Source organism: Streptomyces sp. NPDC093984, from assembly GCF_044764595.1.
Lineage (GTDB): Bacteria > Actinomycetota > Actinomycetes > Streptomycetales > Streptomycetaceae > Streptomyces > Streptomyces cynarae.
This window is the reverse complement of the sequence record NZ_JBIWIM010000008.1, coordinates 201,241-217,536: the sequence shown is the minus strand read 5'-3', so window position 1 is coordinate 217,536 and position 16,296 is coordinate 201,241. Positions and strand designations below refer to the sequence as shown.

Here is a 16,296-nt window from a genome sequence, read left to right as displayed (position 1 = left end):
GGGATTGACGATGGAAAACGGCCAGGGCCAGGACGTTGAACCCAAAGTCACCGAGGGAACCTGGGGCATGCCCCTGATCGTTTTGATTCCGGTCGCCCTGATGCGCATCTTCACAGATCTTTCGACACCGTGGCTCGTCATGGCGTGGATGCTGTGGGGCCTTGCGGCGCTGCTGACGGTTGTCGGGTGGGTGCAGGTGGTCCGCTACGGCCCGCGGCAGGCGCGAGGGTGGTCCGCCTGCGTCCCACTGCACTGCGCGCTTGCCTGGCTCGGGGCACAGCTCGTCCTTGCCGAATAGGGCCTGTCGGGCCTGTCGGGCCTGTCGGGCCTGTCGGGCCTGTCGGGAGCCTCGCCTCCGGGGAGCGAGACGGAGGGTGAACCGCCGCCCACCGCGGAGCGCGGCGGCTCGCCTCGCACGCTGTCCGGGTTCCCCTACGCGGAATGCCCCGCGAGCACCATGGCCTCGGTCCACGCAATCGACCGACGACACCCACGGCCGTGGTGTGCGGCGACTGTGCGACAGGTTTCCCGAATGCGTCGCAGTTCAGCCGGTACACCACCTCCGTCGACACGGCCGCCGCGCAGGGGTCCCTCCTCCGCCGAAATTCGCTTCGGGCGCCGTGGCGGGTGCCTCTACCGTGGCCCGGTGACAACCCAGGTGATCGTGTTGAACGGCGGGTCCAGCTCCGGCAAGTCCGGGATCGTCCGGTGCCTGCAGGCGATACTGCCGGATCCGTGGCTCGCCGCCGCGGTCGACTCCCTCATCGAGGCGATGCCCGCGTCCATGCAGGCGTCGGAAGCCGGAATCGACATCGCCTCAGATGGCGGGGTGAACATCGGGTCGGCGTTCCGGGAGCTGGAAGCAGCATGGATGGAGGGGGTCGCCGCCATGGCCCGTGCGGGCGCCCGGGTCATCGTCGATGACGTCTTCCTCGGCGGAGCGGCGTCCCAGCAGCGGTGGCAGAAGGCTCTCAGCGGGCTGGACGTGCTGTGGGTCGGCGTCAGGTGCGAGAGCACGGTCGCCGCGGGCCGCGAGATCGCCCGCGGGGATCGGGCCCGGGGAATGGCCGCGTTGCAGGCCGAAGTGGTCCACCGGGGCGTGGTCTACGACCTGGAGGTGGACACCACGCACACGGAGTCCCTGGAGTGCGCGCGGACCGTCGCCGCCCGGACCAAGTGATCAAGCTCTGCCCACGGCACGCCCGACGGCCCTGCCCGCCTGGCATCACTCCCCCTCCGGCGTCGCTCCCCGCCCCTCCATCCGTCCGAACACGTCCAGCACCTCCGCGTCGCCCGCCCGGGCGGTGAGGAAGTAGTCCGCCCACTCGGCGATGTCCTCGTACGCCGACTCCCGGGCCAGGCGTGTGATGGCGGAGGGGATGTCGAAGAGCGTTCTGCGCAGGTCCACGCCGGGACCGAGCAGGCACCAGTGGGCGCCGGGGCGGCCGTAGGGCATGCCGACGCTGCCGGGGTTGACCACCTGGCGGCCGTGGGCGAGGCGGACGTACGGCATGTGGGTGTGGCCGCACACCACCGTGCCGATCGTGTCCGGCAGCTTCTCCCACACCTCCGCCCAGCGGGTGAGGGGCGAGTCGACGAGGACGACCTCCTCGTCGTTCCTCGGCGTCGCGTGGCAGAACAGGACCTCGCCGAGGCCGCGCACCGGGAGTGTCACCGTCAGCGGCAGTCCGGCGAGGAAGTCGACCTGCTCGTCGCGGAGCCGGGACGCCGCGTAGGGGCCGATGGGGTCGGGGATCTCCGTCCGCTGTCCCCGGCGGTACTCGACCAGCTCCCGGTCCGCGTTCCCCGCGACCCAGACCACCCGCTCGCCCTCGCGCGCCAGCAGGTCCAGGACCTCGGCCGGCTGCGGGCCCGCCGTGATGTCGCCCGTCACCACGACGCGGTCGGCGGCGGCGACCTCCGGCTCCGCGAGTACCGCTTCCAGGGCGGGCAGTACGCCGTGGATGTCGGAGAGGACCGCCACCCGGTCCAGTACGTCGCTCACTTACTCGTCGCCTTCCTTGTCGACGGCCTCCTCCAGCCCTTCCGCCAGCACCTCCGCCAGGTGCCGTGCCCTGACGCCCGCCAGCTGCTGAAGCTGGGTGCGGCAGGAGTAGCCGTCGGCCAGGATCACCGCGTCCTCGGGTGCCGAGCGCACCGACGGGAGCAGTTGGTCCTCCGCGCAGGCCGCCGACACCTCGTAGTGGCCCTTCTCGAAGCCGAAGTTGCCCGCGAGGCCGCAGCAGCCGCCGGTGAGTTCGCCGGTCAGGCCCGCCGCCGTGCGCAACCGGCGGTCGGCCGTGTCGCCCAGGACCGCGTGCTGGTGGCAGTGGGTCTGGCCGGCCGCCGGGCGGCCGAGGCGGGGCGGTGTCCAGTCGGGGGCGTACTTCTCCAGAGCCTCCGCGAACGTCACCACCGCCGCCGCGAGGCGCTGCGCGCGGGGGTCGTCGTGCAGCAGCTCGGGGAGGTCCGTGCGCAGGGCGGCGGCGCAGCTCGGCTCGAGGACGACCACCGGGGCGCCGGCCGCCAGCACCGGCGCCATCAGGTCGAGGGTGCGGCGCATGACGGTGCGGGCGCGGTCCAGTTGGCCTGTGGAGACGTAGGTCAGGCCGCAGCAGACCCGGCGCCGGCGGCCCGGGGGCAGGGCCACCCTGAGGCCCGCCGCCTCCAGCACCCGTACCGCCGCGCGGCCCACGGACGGTGACAGGTGTTCCGTGAAGGTGTCCGGCCAGAGGGCGACCAGCGGGCCCGCCGTCCGGGGGCGCCCGCCGGTCGTCCGCCTCCACCAGCGGCTGAAGGTCTCCTGCGCCAGCCGGGGGAGGCGGCGCTCCGGTGCGATGCCGCCCAGGCGTTTCGCGAGCGCCGCCAACGGGGGCACGGAGGCAAGGGCGTTGACCAGGGGGGCCGTGCGGGTACGGGACACCGACCCCAGCCACAGCGGCAGCCATCCCATCGCGTAGTGGGCGGCCGGGCGGCGGCGGTCCGCGTAGTGGTGGTGCAGGAACTCCGCCTTGTAGGTCGCCATGTCGACGCCGACCGGGCAGTCCGTGCGGCAGCCCTTGCAGGACAGGCACAGGTCGAGGGCGTCCCTGACCTCTGTCGAGCGCCAGCCGTCCGTCACCACCTCGCCCGCCAGCATCTCGTGCAGCAGCCGGGCGCGGCCCCGCGTGGAGTGCTCCTCCGCGCCCGTCGCCCGGAACGACGGGCACATCACCGAAGAGCCGGACACCGTCGTCGTACGGCACTTGGCAACGCCCACGCACCGGCGGACCGCCGCCGAGAAGTCGCCACCGTCCGCCGGATAGCCGAAGGCGACCCCGACCGGCTCGCGGGGCAGCACCGCGAACCTCAGGTTCTCGTCCAGGCGGGCCGGGCGGACCAGCATGCCGGGGTTGAGCAGGCCGTCCGGGTCCCACAGGTCCTTGGCGCGGGCGAACAGGGCGACCAGATCGGGGCCGTACATCTTCGGCAGCAACTCCGCGCGCGCCTGCCCGTCGCCGTGCTCCCCCGACAGCGAGCCGCCGTGGGCGACGACCAGGTCCGCGAGGTCCTCGGAGAAGCGGCGAAAGCGGGCGACGCCCTCCTCGGTCAGCAGGTCGAAGTCGATACGGACGTGGATGCAGCCGTCCCCGAAGTGGCCGTACGGCGTGCCGCGCAGGCCGTGGTCGGTCAGCAGGCGTCTGAAGTCGCGGAGATAGCCGCCGAGTCGGGCCGGGGGTACCGCGCAGTCCTCCCAGCCGGGCCAGGCCTCTCCCCCACTCCCGGCTCCGCTCGAGCGGGAGGGGCCCCCTGCGTCGGGCATGCGGGTCGCCGTACCGGCGGCGTCCTCCCGCAGCCGCCACAGCGCGCGCTGTCCGGCAGGGTCGGTGACCACCATGGCGTCCGTGACGTCCGCCGCCCGGACGATGGCCTCCGCACGCGCGCGTGCCTCCGCCTCATCCCCGCCGCCCGCCTCCACGAACAGCCAGGCGCCACCGCGCGGCAGCCCCGCCGACGGTGGTACGAGATCGGCGGCCATGCCCTCCACCGTCAGCGGGCCGAGCGGCAGCAGCCCGGCCGCCGCCTGGGCCGCCGCCGTCTCGTCCGCGTACCCCAGCACTGCGAGCGCACGCGCGCGGGGTGCCTCGACGAGGCGGACGACCGCCTCCGTCAGGACGCCCAGCGTGCCCTCGGAGCCGCAGAAGGAGCGGGCCACATCCGCGCCCCTCTCCGGCAGCAGCGCGTCCAGCGCGTACCCGGAGATACGGCGCGGGAGGGACGGGAAGCCCGTGCGCAGGAGCGCCAACTCGCCCTCGACCAGCGTCCGCAGGCCCTCCGGGGCGCCCTTCCAGCCCGGCCCGAGGGTCAGCGCCTCGCCCCGCGCGGTGAGCACCGACAGCTCCCGTACGTTGTCCGCCGTCGTCCCCCAGGCCACCGAGTGCGCGCCGCACGCGTTGTTGCCGATCATTCCGCCCAGCGTGCAGCGGGCGTGGGTGGAGGGGTCCGGGCCGAAGCGCAGGCCGTGCGGGGCGGCGGCCTCCTGGAGGCGGTCCAGGACCAGGCCCGGCTGCACCACCGCCGTGTGCGCCTCGGGGTCCAGGGACACGAGCCGGTTCATGTGGCGGGTGAAGTCGAGCACCACGCCCGTGCCCGTCGCCTGCCCGCCGATCGACGTGCCGCCGCCGCGGGCGACGACCGGCACGCCGTGCGCCCGGCACACCGCCAGCGCCGCCGCCACGTCGTCCGCGTCCCGGGGCGCCACCACGCCGAGCGGGATGCGCCGGTAGTTGGACGCGTCCATGGTGTGCAGCGCCCGCGCGGTCGCGTCGAACTCGACCGCACCGCGCACCGCCGCGCGCAGCTCCCTACGCAGGGCACCGACGTCGGCGCCGGCGCCCGTCGCCCGCTGCCCTCGCACCACAGGATCCGTCATGCCACCAGCATGCCCTCCGCCACTGACAGTGACCGTCCCGAGGCACACCGGAGCCGTCTCCCAGGACGGGTGGCGGCTGCGGCCGCCGGGTGGTGGGGACTGCGGCCGCCGGGTGGTGGGGCTGCGGCCGCCGGGTGGTGGGGACTGCGGTCGCCGGGTGGCTGCCTGCGGTCGCCAGGTGGTGGCCCCTACGGTCGCCAGGTGGTGGAACACCGCGGTCGCCGGTCTGTCGCGCAGCGATCACATGACCGGATTCCGCATCGAAACCGTCCTGTTCCGAACACAGACTCATCTGTGACTCACCTATAGTGACGCCCAATCACTCTTATAGTGACGCCACTTGAGGCCGAGGACACCATTCATGACCGCCCCCATACCGCCCGGCGAACGGCCCACCCTCCGCGCCGTCGTCCCCGCACCCCTGGTCACCGCCGCGGCGGCGGGGCTCGCCGTCGCCGCCGCGGTGCTGGCGGCTCCTCAGGCGGTCCGCGTCCCCCTCGCCTGGGGCGGCGCCGCGGCCACCCTGCTGCTGTGCGCGGCGGTGGCCCTGGCCGCCCACGGCACCCGGTCCGCCGCCCTGGCGCGCCGCCGTCTGGACGCCGTGACCCAGGACGCGACCCGGTTGCTGCAGGAACGCGCCCGGCTCGCCGAGGAGTTCAGCCAGGAACGGGGACGACTCACCGACGGCTTCATCGAGGAACGGGTCCGGCTGACCGAGGAGTTCGAGCGGGAGAGGACCCGGCTCGCCGAGGAGTTCGAGCGCGAACGCACCCGCCTCAGCGACGAGTTCGAGCGGGAACGCGCCACGCTCACCGAGGAGTTCGCCCGCGAGCGCGCCGCTCTGACCGCCGACGTCACCCGGCTCACCGAGGACAACCGCCGTCTCGCCCAGCACCTGCGCCAGGCCTCGAACGCGCGTGACGCGGCCGTCTCCGTCACCGCCAACGTCGCCGGGCGCATGCAGGCGCTGGCCACCGGCATGCTCGCCGACCTGCGCGCCATGGAGGAGAAGCACAGCGACGAGGACGTCCTGGCCGACCTGCTCCACCTCGACCACCGCACCGCGCAGGCGGGCCGCCTGGCCGACTCCGTCGCCGTCCTCGCCGGCGCCCGCTCGGGGCGCCGCTGGGCGCGCCCCATCGTCATGGAGTCCATCCTGCGCGGCGCGATGGGCCGCATCGCCGGCTACCAGCGCGTCCGCGTCCATTCCTCCAGCCAGGCCGCCGTCTCCGGACACGCCGCCGAGGGCGTGATGCACGCACTGGCCGAACTCCTCGACAACGCCGCCAACTTCTCCCCGCCGACCGCCGAGGTGCACGTCTACGTCGAGGACGTGCCGGCCGGGGTCATCGTCTCCGTGGAGGACGCCGGCCTCGTCATGGGCGACGTGCAGCTGCGCCGTGCCGAACGCGCCGTCTGCGGCGACATCGCCGAACTCGGCGGACTCACCGGCACCCGGCTCGGCCTCGCGGTCGTCGGCCGTCTCGCCCGCAAGCACGGCCTGAAGGTGTCCTTCCGGCCCTCGGCGCGCGGCGGTACCGGCGTGCTGATGCTCATCCCGCAGGAGATCCTGTCCCAGCCGCTGCCGCCGCCGGCAGCCGAGCCCGCCCCGGCTCCGGCCCCCGCCTCCGAGGCCGCCCCGGTCGCCAAGGCCGCCCCGGTCGCCGAGGCCGCCGTGGCCGCTGCCGTGCCCGAGCACCGGCCGTCGTACGCCGCCGGCCGCGCCGCGGAGGACCTCGACCCCGATCCGGTGCCGGCCCACCAGTCCCCGAGGTCGCGGGACACCGAGACCGGCGGTCTGCCCCGGCGCCGCCGCGGCCAGGCGCTCGCCGCCGCCGAACAGGGGCGCGCACACACCGCCGACCGCCCCGAGCGCGAACCGCGCACCCCCGGGGACGCCAGGGCGCGCGCCGCCCGCTTCAGCAGCTTCCGCCAGGCGGTCCGCGCGCGGGAGACCCCGGCCCCCGAAGCCGTACCCGAAGCACCCGAAGCCGGGGCCCCCGCACCCGAGCCCGCCCAGGCCCCCCGCTCCCCGCACCCGGAAGGCGACACCACTCCATGACCGGCACCACGACCGCCGACGAGAGGCTCACCTGGCTCCTCGAGGGACTGCTGGAGCGCACACCCGGGGCCCGGCACGCGCTGGTGCTCTCCCGGGACGGGCTGAAGCTGTGCCGCACGCCGGAGCTGACCGTCGACCAGGCCGACCAGCTGGCCGCGATCGCCGCCGGGATCCAGTCGCTCTCCCACGGCGCCTCCGTGGAGTTCGGCGACGGCAGCGGGGGCGTGCGCTCGGCGATGGCCGAGTTCTACGGCGGGGTCCTGTTCATCGTTGAGGCCGGCGAGGGCGCCCACCTCGCCCTGGTCACCGACGAGGACGCGGACGCCGGGCTCGTCGGGCACACCATGAGCGAACTAGTGGAACAGCTCGGCGAGCACCTGACCGCCGAGCCGCGGACCTCATGAGCCGCCCCGGCAGGGACGACGCGCCCGACCGGCTGTACACCCTCACCGGAGGGCGCGCCCGGTCCGACTCGGCCGCCCGGTTCGACCTGGTGACGCTCGTGGTCGCCGAGTGCGACCCGGTTCCCGGCATGCAGTCGGAGCACGCCGCGATCCTGCGGATGTGCGAGCGGCCCACGGCGGTCGTGGAGATCGCCGCCGAGCTGCGGCTGCCGGTGAGCATCACCCGGATCCTGCTCTCCGACCTCCACGCGGCCGGCCGCGTCAGCGCCCGCCACCCGCGCACCGCCGCCCTTCCCGATCCCGACATCCTGGACAAGGTGCTCGTTGGACTCCGCAACCTCTGACACCCGCACTCCGCTGGGTGCCCAGGCCGACAACGGCCTGAAGATCGTGGTCGTCGGCGGCTTCGGCGTCGGCAAGACGACCCTGGTCCGCTCGGTGAGCGAGATCCGCCCGCTCTCCACCGAGGAGACCATGACCCGGGCCGGCGAGAGCGTCGACGACCTCAGCGGGGTGCGCGGCAAGTCCGCGACGACCGTCGCCTTCGACTTCGGCCGCATCACGCTGGACGCCCACAACGTGCTGTACCTGTTCGGCGCGCCCGGGCAGGAGCGGTTCTGGTTCCTGTGGGACCGGCTGTTCTCCGGCACGCTCGGCGCGGTCGTCCTCGTCGACACCCGCCGCATCGACGACTCCTGGTACGCCATCGACCGCCTGGAGCGGCACGGCACGCCGTTCATCGTCGCCTGCAACGACTTCGGCGGCCCCCGGCACACACCCGACGAGGTCCGTACGGCCCTCGACCTGCACCCGCGCGTGCCGCTGATCGACTGTGACGCGCGTTCCCGGGAGTCCGGCAAGCAGGTCCTGATCACACTGGTCGAGCATGTGCGGCGGCACCACTCCGCCCACGCACCCGCAACCGAAGCGTCCGCGCGGACGGAACGGTCCGCGCGGATGGAACAGTCCGCGCAGTCGGAACGGTCCGCGCAGTCGGAACAGTCCGAACAGGAGCTCGTGTGACCGCCGCCCCCGTGCCCCTGATCGGGCCGAGGTTCCAGACCGACCCCGCCGCGCTCTACCGGGAGATGCGGCGCGAGCACGGCGCCGTCACCCCCGTCCTGCTCGACGGCGACATCCCGGCCTGGCTGGTGCTCGGCTACCGCGAGCTGCACCAGGTGACCGGCGATCCGGTGCTGTTCAGCCGGGACTCCGACCTCTGGAACCAGTGGGACCACATCCCCGACGACTGGCCGCTGCTGCCGATGATCGGCCGCAAGCAGCCGTCGATCCTCTACACCGTCGGCGAACGCCACCGTGAGCGCGCCGCGATGATCAGCGGTGCGCTGGAGGCAGTCGACCCGTTCGAACTGCGCCGCCACGCCGAGCGTTTCGCGGACGAGCTGATCGACGCGGTGTGCGAGAAGGGTGAGGCGGACCTGGTCACGGAGTACGCCGTGCTGCTTCCCGTCCGCGTCCTCGCGACCCTCTACGGCTTCGCGGAGGAGCAGGGCCCGGGTCTGGTCACCGCCCTCAACGACATGATCGACGGGCGGGAGCGTGCGATCGCGGGGCAGACGCACCTGGCCGGCTCCATGGCGGAGCTGGTCGCCGACCGCAAGGAGCACCCGGCCGACGACGTGGTGTCGCGGATGCTCGCGGACGAGGGCGGCTTCACCGACGAGGAGATCGTCCAGGACCTGATGGTGATGATGGCGGCGGGCCACCAGCCGACCGCGGACTGGATCGGGAACTCGCTGCGGCTGATGCTGACCGACGAGCGTTTCGCCGCCTCCCTGTTCGGCGGGCGCAACAGCGTGGCCGAAGCCATGAACGAGGTGCTGTGGGAGGACACCCCCACGCAGAACGTGGCGGGCCGCTGGGCGTCCCGCGACACCCGCCTCGGCGGCCGGCACATCCGTACCGGGGACCTGCTCCTTCTCGGCCTCCAGGGCGCCAACAGCGACCCCCAGGTACGCACCGACGGCACCGCGCTGACCGGCGGCAACAACGCGCACTTCTCCTTCGGGCACGGTGAGCACCGGTGCCCGTTCCCGGCGCAGGAGGTCGCGGAGGTGATCTCGCGGACGGGCATCGAGGTGGTGCTCGACCGGCTGCCCGACATCGATCTCGCCGTAGGGGCCGAGGAGTTGCCCCGACGTCCGTCTCCGTGGCTGCGGGGACTGACGGGGCTGCCGGTGAGGTTTACGCCGACCCCCGCGGTTGGAAGCGCTTCCCCATGACGTCTACCGAGACCTCTGCCGACAGAGGCCCCATAGCCCTGGACCCCTTCGTCTCCGACCTGGACGCCGAAAGCGCCACGTTACGGGAGGCCGGACCGCTCGCCGCCGTGGTACTTCCCGGCGGCGTTCCCGTGTGGGCGGTCACCCACCACGCCGAGGCCAGGCAACTGCTGACGGATCCACGGCTGGTGAAGGACATCGACGTGTGGGGCGCCTGGCAGCGCGGCGAGATCGCCCCCGACTGGCCGCTGATCGGCCTTGCCAACCCCGGCCGGTCCATGCTCACCGTGGACGGCGCCGACCACCGGCGGCTGCGCACGCTGGTGGCGCAAGCGCTCACCCCGCGCCGGGTGGAGGAGATGCGGGACCGCATCACCAAGCTGACCGAGGACCTGCTGGACCGGCTGCCCACGGACGGCTCGGTGGTCGATCTCAAGGCGCAGTTCGCATATCCGCTGCCGATGTACGTCATCGCGGACCTGATGGGCATCCAGGAGGCCCGGCTGCCGCGTCTGAAGGAGCTGTTCGAGAAGTTCTTCTCGACCCAGACCCCGCCCGAGGAGGTCGTCGCGACGCTCACCGAGCTGGCGGGGATCATGGCGGACACGGTGGCGGCGAAGCGCGCCGCGCCGGGCGACGACCTGACCTCCGCGCTGATCCAGGCCTCGGAGGACGGGGACCACCTCACGGACGAGGAGATCGTCTCCACGTTGCAGCTGATGATGGCGGCGGGCCACGAGACGACGATCTCGCTGATCGTCAACGCGGTGGTGAACCTGTCGACGCATCCCGAGCAGCGGGCGCTGGTGCTGTCCGGTGAGGTGGAGTGGTCCGCGGTGGTCGAGGAGACCCTGCGGTACTCCACGCCTACCTCGCACGTGCTGATCCGCTTCGCGACGGAGGACGTCCCGGTGGGGGACAAGGTCATCCCGGCGGGTGACGCGCTGATCGTGTCGTACGGGGCGATCGGGCGGGACGAGAAGGCGCACGGTCCGACCGCGGGCGTCTTCGACGTCACCCGGGAGACAAAGAACCGGCACATTTCCTTCGGGCACGGTCCGCATGTGTGCCCCGGGGCGGCGCTGTCCCGTCTGGAGGCGGGGGTGGCGCTTCCGGCGCTGTACGCCCGTTTCCCGGACCTGGACCTGGCGGTCCCGGCGTGCGAGCTGCGCAACAAGCCGGTGGTGACACAGAACGACCTGTTCGAGCTGCCGGTACGGCTCGGGGGCTGAGGCAGGGGTTCCTCGCCCCCGCCGCCCCTGCCCTTCCCGCCCCTGGGGGCTGCGCCCCCAGACCCCCGCTTCGGCCTGAACGGCCTCGTCCTCAAACTCCCCCAAGCTCTTCGAGCAGGGGGGACCCCCAGACGGGCTGAATGATGCCGACCCGGCGCTGACACATCAGCCGCGGAAATTCAGCCCCTCCGGCGTTTGAGGAGCGGGGATCCGGGGGCCGGCCCCCGGACGGGGTCTGGGGCGGGACCCCGGCGGGGTGCGGGGGACGTAGTCCCCGCAGGGGTTCCGGGGCGGGGCCCCGGCGGGGTGCAGGAGCGGAGCCCCGCGAGGGTGCAGGGGACGCAGCCCCGGAAATTCAGCCCCTCCGGCGTTTGAGGAGCGGGGGTCCGGGGGCTGGCCCCCGGACGGGGTCTGGGGCGGAGCCCCAGCGGGGTGCAGGAGCGGAGCCCCGTAAGGGCGCAGGGGACGCAGTCCCCGCCAGGGCCCGGGGCGGAGCCCCGGTGGGGTTGGAGGGGCGGAGCCCCTGGGGATGGGACGGGTAGGGGCGGCGGGGGCGAGGTCAACCCGGTGGCGACACCCCGTCTCAGCCGACGGACCACGTTTCGCCCAGGTTTCCTCCAGCGGCTACGCTCCCGTCCGTGGCTGATATCCAGATTCCTGACGACATCAAGCCCGCCGATGGTCGTTTCGGCGCGGGTCCCTCCAAGGTGCGGGTCGAGGCGCTGGACGCCCTCGCCGCCACGGGTAGCTCCCTGCTCGGCACGTCCCACCGCCAGGCCCCGGTCAAGAACCTGGTCGGCAAGGTGCGTGAGGGTATCCGTGAGCTGTTCCAGCTCCCCGACGGCTACGAGGTCATCCTCGGCAACGGCGGGTCCACCGCGTTCTGGGACATCGCGACCCACGGCCTGATCGAGAACAAGTCGCAGCACCTCAGCTTCGGCGAGTTCTCCTCCAAGTTCGCCAAGGCGGCCAAGCTCGCCCCCTGGCTCGCCGAGCCCACCGTCGTCGCCACCGACCCCGGCACCCACCCCGAGCCGCAGGCCGAGGCGGGCGTCGACGTCTACGCGTTCACGCACAACGAGACGTCGACCGGTGTCGCCATGCCGATCAAGCGCGTCGAGGGCGCCGACGAAGGCGCGCTTGTCCTCGTGGACGCCACCTCCGGCGCCGGCGGCCTCCCGGTCGACATCGCCGAGACCGACGTCTACTACTTCGCCCCGCAGAAGTCCTTCGCCTCCGACGGCGGTCTGTGGATCGGTGTCTTCTCCCCGGCCGCGATCGAGCGCGCCGAGCGCATCCACGCCTCCGGCCGCCACATCCCGGAGTTCTTCAGCCTCCCCACGGCGATCGACAACTCCCGCAAGAACCAGACGTACAACACCCCGGCCCTCGCCACCCTGTTCCTGCTCAACGAGCAGCTGGAGTGGATCAACGGCCAGGGCGGCCTGGACTGGGCGGTCCGCCGCACCGCCACCTCGGCGCGCACGCTGTACGGCTGGGCCGAGGACGTCAAGTTCGCGACCCCGTTCGTCACCGACCCGGCCAAGCGCTCCCAGGTGATCGGCACAATCGACTTCTCGGAGGAGATCGACGCCGCCGCCGTGGCCAAGGTCCTGCGCGCCAACGGCATCGTCGACACCGAGCCGTACCGCAAGCTCGGCCGCAACCAGCTCCGCATCGCGATGTTCCCGGCGATCGAGCCGACGGACATCGAGGCACTGACGAAGTGCGTCGACTACGTGATCGAGAAGCTCTGATCCTCTCGGTACGCGGTGAGAGGGGCGCCCGGTGGCCAGTCACCGGGCGCCCTTCTTTCATCCCTTGCGCAGCAAGCGTTTCAGGACCAGGACGAGGGCCACACCGGCGGCGAGCACCAGGGCCCCCACCTTGTAGTCGGCGTTCAGCGGTGAGCCGCTGCCGGATCCGGTCCGCGTACTCCCTCTCTTGGAGGGCGACTCGGACGACTGGTGGCCGGGCACCTTCTCGGACTGCACCGGGCTGTTCGCGCCCTCGCTCCCGTACAGGAGCTTCGACCCGTCGAGCGTGTACGTGACCGACTCGCCCTGCCGCTGCAGGGGGACGTCCAGGCGGGTCTGCTTCTTGATCCGTCCGCCGTTCCACGCGTACGCGATGCCGCCGAAGTAGCCGCGCACGGCGAGCTGTTCGCCGTCGGGCGAGAAGGCGGCGTCGGTGGCCCACAGGTCGACGGCGGCGATGGGGCGGAAGACGTTCGTCCCCGTGGCGGAGAGCCTGGCCGGGCCTTCGTAGAGGTGGCCGCCGTCCTCCTTCTTGTCGATGATGTAGACGCGCCCGGTCTTCGGGTGGACCAGCAGGGACTCGGCGTCCCTGGGGCCGTCCGCGTACTTCACGACGTACTGGGTGGCGCGAATCGTCTGGTCCTTCAGCACCTTCGGCTCAGGCAGCTTGTAGATCCACACGTACGGCCACCTGCCGCCGAAGTTGTCGCCGATGTCGCCGAGGTAGATCTCGTTGCCCGGGCCCATGGAGACGGCCTCCACGTCACGGGGCGTGCCGATGCCGCGGAGGGTGAGGGTGGCCACCGTCCTTCCGGTGCGGCCGTCCACCGCGTAGAGGTACGGGCCGTCGTCGCTGTCGTTGTGCGTCCAGTAGATCCCCGGGTGGAGACGGGAGGCGGCGAGCCCGCTCGACTCGGTGATCCGGGGGTCCTTGACGGTGAAGCCGCCGTCGTCGGCGGACGCGGGCGCCGGCTCGGCGAGCGCGAGCGCACCGACGAGAAGGGCCCCGGAGAGGAACGCGAACGATCGACGCATGCCCCAAGCCTGCCATCCTGCGAACGGCGGCCGTCGTCCGTGTCGATCCTCACATCGGCCCGTCCCATACGTCCCGTCCGGCTCGCCCGCTGATCGTCCATCATGAGCGGATGCTCAGGTTCATGCCCGTAGGCGACTCCATGACGATCGGCAGCGCGGGCGAACACACATGGCGCTACCGGCTGTGGCGGCATCTGTGCGCGACGTACGGCGGCCCGTGCACGATCGTCGGTCCGCGCGAGACGCTGTACGACAAGGCGGAGGACGCGCCGACGTCGTACGCCTACGCCGAACCCGACTTCCCGCGCGCCCATCTGGCGGGCTGGGGCGAGGGCTGGCTGCACATGGCACCGCTGATCGGGGACGCGGTCCGCGCGTCGCGGGCGGACGTGCTCCTGGTCTCCCTGGGCCTGATCGACCTGGGCTTCTACACGAACGCGGAGCAGACGGCGGAGAACGTGCGCCGCTTCGTGGCGGAGGCCCGGGCGGCCAACCCGCGCATCCGTATGGTCGTGCTCCCCGTGATCCCGAACATCCGGGCGGAGGCGGACGCGTCGTTCGCGGCCCAGGTGACGCTCTTCAATGAGCTTCTGGCTAAGGCGGCGGCCGACCTGGACGAGCCCCGGTCACCGATCCTGCTGGCCTCGCCCCCGCCGTCGTACGCCATCCACGTCGACACGTACGACGGCACGCACCCGAACGCGAGCGGCGAGCACAAGCTCGCGGAGGCGTTCGCGGAGGCGATGTACCAGGGGTGGGGGCTCGGACAACCGTACGCGGCTGGAACGGGCTGACCGAATACGGGCGTTGCCTGGTCACTGTGCGTATCGTTGTACTGCGCGGCTGCACCTGTCCGTAGGCAGCCGGGGAGGAGCGCGACCGTGACCGTCCTTGAAGACAGGATCGAGATGGCCGACGCCGACGCCAACACCGAGCGTTTGGACGAATGGTTCGAGCGGCTTGAGCGCATGCCCGTCCCCGAGGGATACAGGGTCGAGATCGTCGGGGGCAGCGTTTTCATGACGCCGCAGCGGGACACTCACTGGAGCATCATCTTCCGGATCGCGGGGGCTGTCGCGGCCAGGTTCGGGATGGACAAGGTGTTCTCCGACGTCCGGATCGACTTCCCGGGCCATGAGAACGGCTTCTGCCCGGACGTCGCCAAGCTCAGCGACTCGGCCAAGAAGGACGACGAAGGCCGCTGGCGCCACCAGGACGTCGAGTTCGTCGCCGAGGTCGTCTCCAAGGGCACGGCCCAGAACGACTACGGCCCCAAGAAGACCGCCTATGCGGCAGCCGGAGTCCCTGTCTACGTCATCGCCGATCCCTACCAGGGGCGATGCTTCGTCTACACCGACCCCAAGGAGGGCGACTACGAGAACCGGGCTGTGGTGGACTTCGGCACTGACATTGACCTCACCGGCACCGTGGTCGACCTCGTCCTCAAAACCGACGACTTCCCCCGCGACTGACCCGGCCCGTCACCCAACCCCCCTTGCCTAGAGCGCACTCCACCCCGTTGGCTAAGCAGTCATGAAGTACACGCAGCTCGGACGCACGGGACTCAAGGTCAGCCGGCTCGTTCTCGGGACCATGAACTTCGGTCCGCAGACCGAGGAAACCGACAGTCACGCGATCATGGACGCGGCCCTGGACGCCGGGATCAACTTCTTCGACACCGCCAACGTGTACGGCTGGGGCGAGAACAAGGGCCGTACCGAGACCATCATCGGCAACTGGTTCGCCAAGGGCGGCGAGCGGCGCGACAAGGTCGTGCTCGCCACCAAGGTGTACGGCAACATGGGCCCGGACGGGGAGGCCTGGCCCAACCACGACAAGCTCTCCGCGGTGAGCATCCGGCGGGCGGTCGAGGCCAGCCTCAAGCGCCTCCAGACCGACTACATCGACCTGTACCAGTTCCACCACATCGACCGGAAGACTCCCTTCGAGGAGATCTGGCAGGCCCTGGACGTGCTGGTCCAGCAGGGCAAGGTCCTGTACGTCGGCTCCAGCAATTTCCCCGGCTACAAGATCGCGCAGGCGAACGAGACCGCCGCCCGGCTCGGCTCGCTGGGGCTGGTCAGCGAGCAGTGCCTGTACAACCTCTTCGAGCGCCGCGCCGAGATGGAGGTCATCCCGGCCGCGCAGGACTACGGCGTCGGGGTCATCCCGTGGTCGCCGCTGCACGGCGGGATGCTGGGCGGCGTCATCAAGAAGGAGGTCCAAGGCGGACGCCGGGCCGGTGGGCGCACCGCCGACTCGCTCGCCGACCCCGCGGTGCGGTCGCAGATCCAGTCCTACGAGGACCTGCTGGAGAAGCACGGTCTGGAGCCCGGCGAAGCGGCTCTCGCCTGGCTGCTGACCCGCCCGGGCGTCACGGGCCCGATCGTCGGCCCGCGCACCGCGGAGCAGCTTCAGTCCGCGATCAGGGCGGTCGAGCTGGAGCTGTCGGAGGAGGTCCTGGCGGGCCTGGAGGAGATCTTCCCCGGTCCGGGTCCGTCTCCGGAGGCCTTCGCCTGGTAACCCGCCCAGCGGGACGCGGGTGGTGTCCGCGGGCCGGGAACGCCTGGCCCGGGGCATTTCGCCCGCGTTCCGCGCGGTACCCCCGGATCTACTTCCCGAGCACCGCCGCCAGCGCCACCACCGCGAAC

General features: G+C 72.1%; 15 protein-coding genes. 12 read left to right on the top strand and 3 right to left on the bottom strand.

Translation table 11 applies throughout. The features are described from left to right. The first annotated feature begins 10 nt into the window (after positions 1–10). Positions 11–298 carry a hypothetical protein gene (locus ACIRC0_RS27765; protein ID WP_403620920.1) on the top strand — a complete coding sequence of 96 codons (288 nt, stop codon included), beginning with the start codon at positions 11–13 and terminating at the stop codon, positions 296–298. 348 nt (positions 299–646) lie between these two features. After that, positions 647–1,180 (top strand): chloramphenicol phosphotransferase CPT, encoded by a 534-nt coding sequence (gene cpt / locus ACIRC0_RS27760; RefSeq protein ID WP_403620917.1) that lies wholly within the window; start codon positions 647–649, stop codon positions 1,178–1,180. A gap of 45 nt (positions 1,181–1,225) precedes the next feature. Here cpt and ACIRC0_RS27755 read toward each other — a convergent pair whose 3' ends face one another. Both ACIRC0_RS27755 and ACIRC0_RS27750 read right to left on the bottom strand, forming a co-directional pair. Continuing rightward, positions 1,226–2,005 (bottom strand): metallophosphoesterase family protein, encoded by a 780-nt coding sequence (locus tag ACIRC0_RS27755; RefSeq protein ID WP_403620915.1) that lies wholly within the window; start codon positions 2,003–2,005, stop codon positions 1,226–1,228. After that, positions 2,006–4,912: an FAD-binding and (Fe-S)-binding domain-containing protein gene (locus ACIRC0_RS27750; RefSeq protein WP_403620912.1), complete on the bottom strand. Its 2,907-nt coding sequence runs from the start codon at positions 4,910–4,912 to the stop codon at positions 2,006–2,008. Between the two features lie 361 nt (positions 4,913–5,273). On the opposite strand from ACIRC0_RS27750, the gene ACIRC0_RS27745 reads away from it, so the two are divergent. From ACIRC0_RS27745 to serC, 7 genes are all read left to right on the top strand, one after another. Continuing rightward, the gene (locus ACIRC0_RS27745; protein WP_403620909.1) at positions 5,274–6,974 is read left to right on the top strand and encodes an ATP-binding protein; all 1,701 of its coding nucleotides are present in this window, start codon (positions 5,274–5,276) and stop codon (positions 6,972–6,974) included. Beyond that, positions 6,971–7,378: a roadblock/LC7 domain-containing protein gene (locus tag ACIRC0_RS27740; RefSeq protein WP_403620906.1), complete on the top strand. Its 408-nt coding sequence runs from the start codon at positions 6,971–6,973 to the stop codon at positions 7,376–7,378. The genes ACIRC0_RS27745 and ACIRC0_RS27740 overlap by 4 nt, the downstream gene beginning before the upstream one ends. Continuing rightward, positions 7,375–7,722 (top strand): DUF742 domain-containing protein, encoded by a 348-nt coding sequence (locus tag ACIRC0_RS27735; RefSeq protein WP_403620903.1) that lies wholly within the window; start codon positions 7,375–7,377, stop codon positions 7,720–7,722. Before ACIRC0_RS27740 ends, ACIRC0_RS27735 begins: the two co-directional genes overlap by 4 nt. Further along, the gene (locus tag ACIRC0_RS27730; protein ID WP_403620900.1) at positions 7,703–8,401 is read left to right on the top strand and encodes a GTP-binding protein; all 699 of its coding nucleotides are present in this window, start codon (positions 7,703–7,705) and stop codon (positions 8,399–8,401) included. Before ACIRC0_RS27735 ends, ACIRC0_RS27730 begins: the two co-directional genes overlap by 20 nt. Then, a complete protein-coding gene (locus ACIRC0_RS27725) occupies positions 8,398–9,621 on the top strand; it encodes a cytochrome P450 (protein WP_403620897.1) in 1,224 nt (407 codons plus the stop codon). The genes ACIRC0_RS27730 and ACIRC0_RS27725 overlap by 4 nt, the downstream gene beginning before the upstream one ends. Further along, the gene (locus tag ACIRC0_RS27720) at positions 9,618–10,853 is read left to right on the top strand and encodes a cytochrome P450 (protein ID WP_403620894.1); all 1,236 of its coding nucleotides are present in this window, start codon (positions 9,618–9,620) and stop codon (positions 10,851–10,853) included. The genes ACIRC0_RS27725 and ACIRC0_RS27720 overlap by 4 nt, the downstream gene beginning before the upstream one ends. Positions 10,854–11,491: 638 nt before the next feature. After that, positions 11,492–12,610 (top strand): phosphoserine transaminase, encoded by a 1,119-nt coding sequence (gene serC, locus ACIRC0_RS27715; RefSeq protein ID WP_403620891.1) that lies wholly within the window; start codon positions 11,492–11,494, stop codon positions 12,608–12,610. A 57-nt stretch (positions 12,611–12,667) separates the two neighbouring features. Here serC and ACIRC0_RS27710 read toward each other — a convergent pair whose 3' ends face one another. After that, positions 12,668–13,645, bottom strand: coding sequence for a WD40 repeat domain-containing protein (locus ACIRC0_RS27710; protein ID WP_403620888.1), 978 nt, complete (start codon positions 13,643–13,645; stop codon positions 12,668–12,670). A gap of 110 nt (positions 13,646–13,755) precedes the next feature. Here ACIRC0_RS27710 and ACIRC0_RS27705 point away from each other — a divergent pair, with 110 nt between their 5' ends. From ACIRC0_RS27705 to ACIRC0_RS27695, 3 genes are all read left to right on the top strand, one after another. Next, positions 13,756–14,439 carry an SGNH/GDSL hydrolase family protein gene (locus ACIRC0_RS27705; protein ID WP_403620885.1) on the top strand — a complete coding sequence of 228 codons (684 nt, stop codon included), beginning with the start codon at positions 13,756–13,758 and terminating at the stop codon, positions 14,437–14,439. 87 nt (positions 14,440–14,526) lie between these two features. Then, on the top strand, positions 14,527–15,117 hold the full coding sequence (locus ACIRC0_RS27700; RefSeq protein ID WP_403620882.1) for a Uma2 family endonuclease: 591 nt from the start codon (positions 14,527–14,529) through the stop codon (positions 15,115–15,117). A gap of 61 nt (positions 15,118–15,178) precedes the next feature. Then, on the top strand, positions 15,179–16,168 hold the full coding sequence (locus tag ACIRC0_RS27695; protein ID WP_403620879.1) for an aldo/keto reductase: 990 nt from the start codon (positions 15,179–15,181) through the stop codon (positions 16,166–16,168). Positions 16,169–16,296: the final 128 nt, after the last annotated feature.

Excerpts from the sequence above, each read along its gene's own strand:
- ACIRC0_RS27740 (WP_403620906.1), top strand. The coding sequence starts at position 6,971 with ATGACCGGCACCACGACCGCCGACGAGAGGCTCACCTGGCTCCTCGAG.
- ACIRC0_RS27710 (WP_403620888.1), bottom strand. The coding sequence starts at position 13,645 with ATGCGTCGATCGTTCGCGTTCCTCTCCGGGGCCCTTCTCGTCGGTGCG.
- ACIRC0_RS27705 (WP_403620885.1), top strand. The coding sequence starts at position 13,756 with ATGCTCAGGTTCATGCCCGTAGGCGACTCCATGACGATCGGCAGCGCG.
- ACIRC0_RS27745 (WP_403620909.1), top strand. The coding sequence starts at position 5,274 with ATGACCGCCCCCATACCGCCCGGCGAACGGCCCACCCTCCGCGCCGTC.
- ACIRC0_RS27720 (WP_403620894.1), top strand. The coding sequence starts at position 9,618 with ATGACGTCTACCGAGACCTCTGCCGACAGAGGCCCCATAGCCCTGGAC.
- ACIRC0_RS27735 (WP_403620903.1), top strand. The coding sequence starts at position 7,375 with ATGAGCCGCCCCGGCAGGGACGACGCGCCCGACCGGCTGTACACCCTC.
- ACIRC0_RS27765 (WP_403620920.1), top strand. The coding sequence starts at position 11 with ATGGAAAACGGCCAGGGCCAGGACGTTGAACCCAAAGTCACCGAGGGA.
- ACIRC0_RS27695 (WP_403620879.1), top strand. The coding sequence starts at position 15,179 with ATGAAGTACACGCAGCTCGGACGCACGGGACTCAAGGTCAGCCGGCTC.
- ACIRC0_RS27750 (WP_403620912.1), bottom strand. The coding sequence starts at position 4,912 with ATGACGGATCCTGTGGTGCGAGGGCAGCGGGCGACGGGCGCCGGCGCC.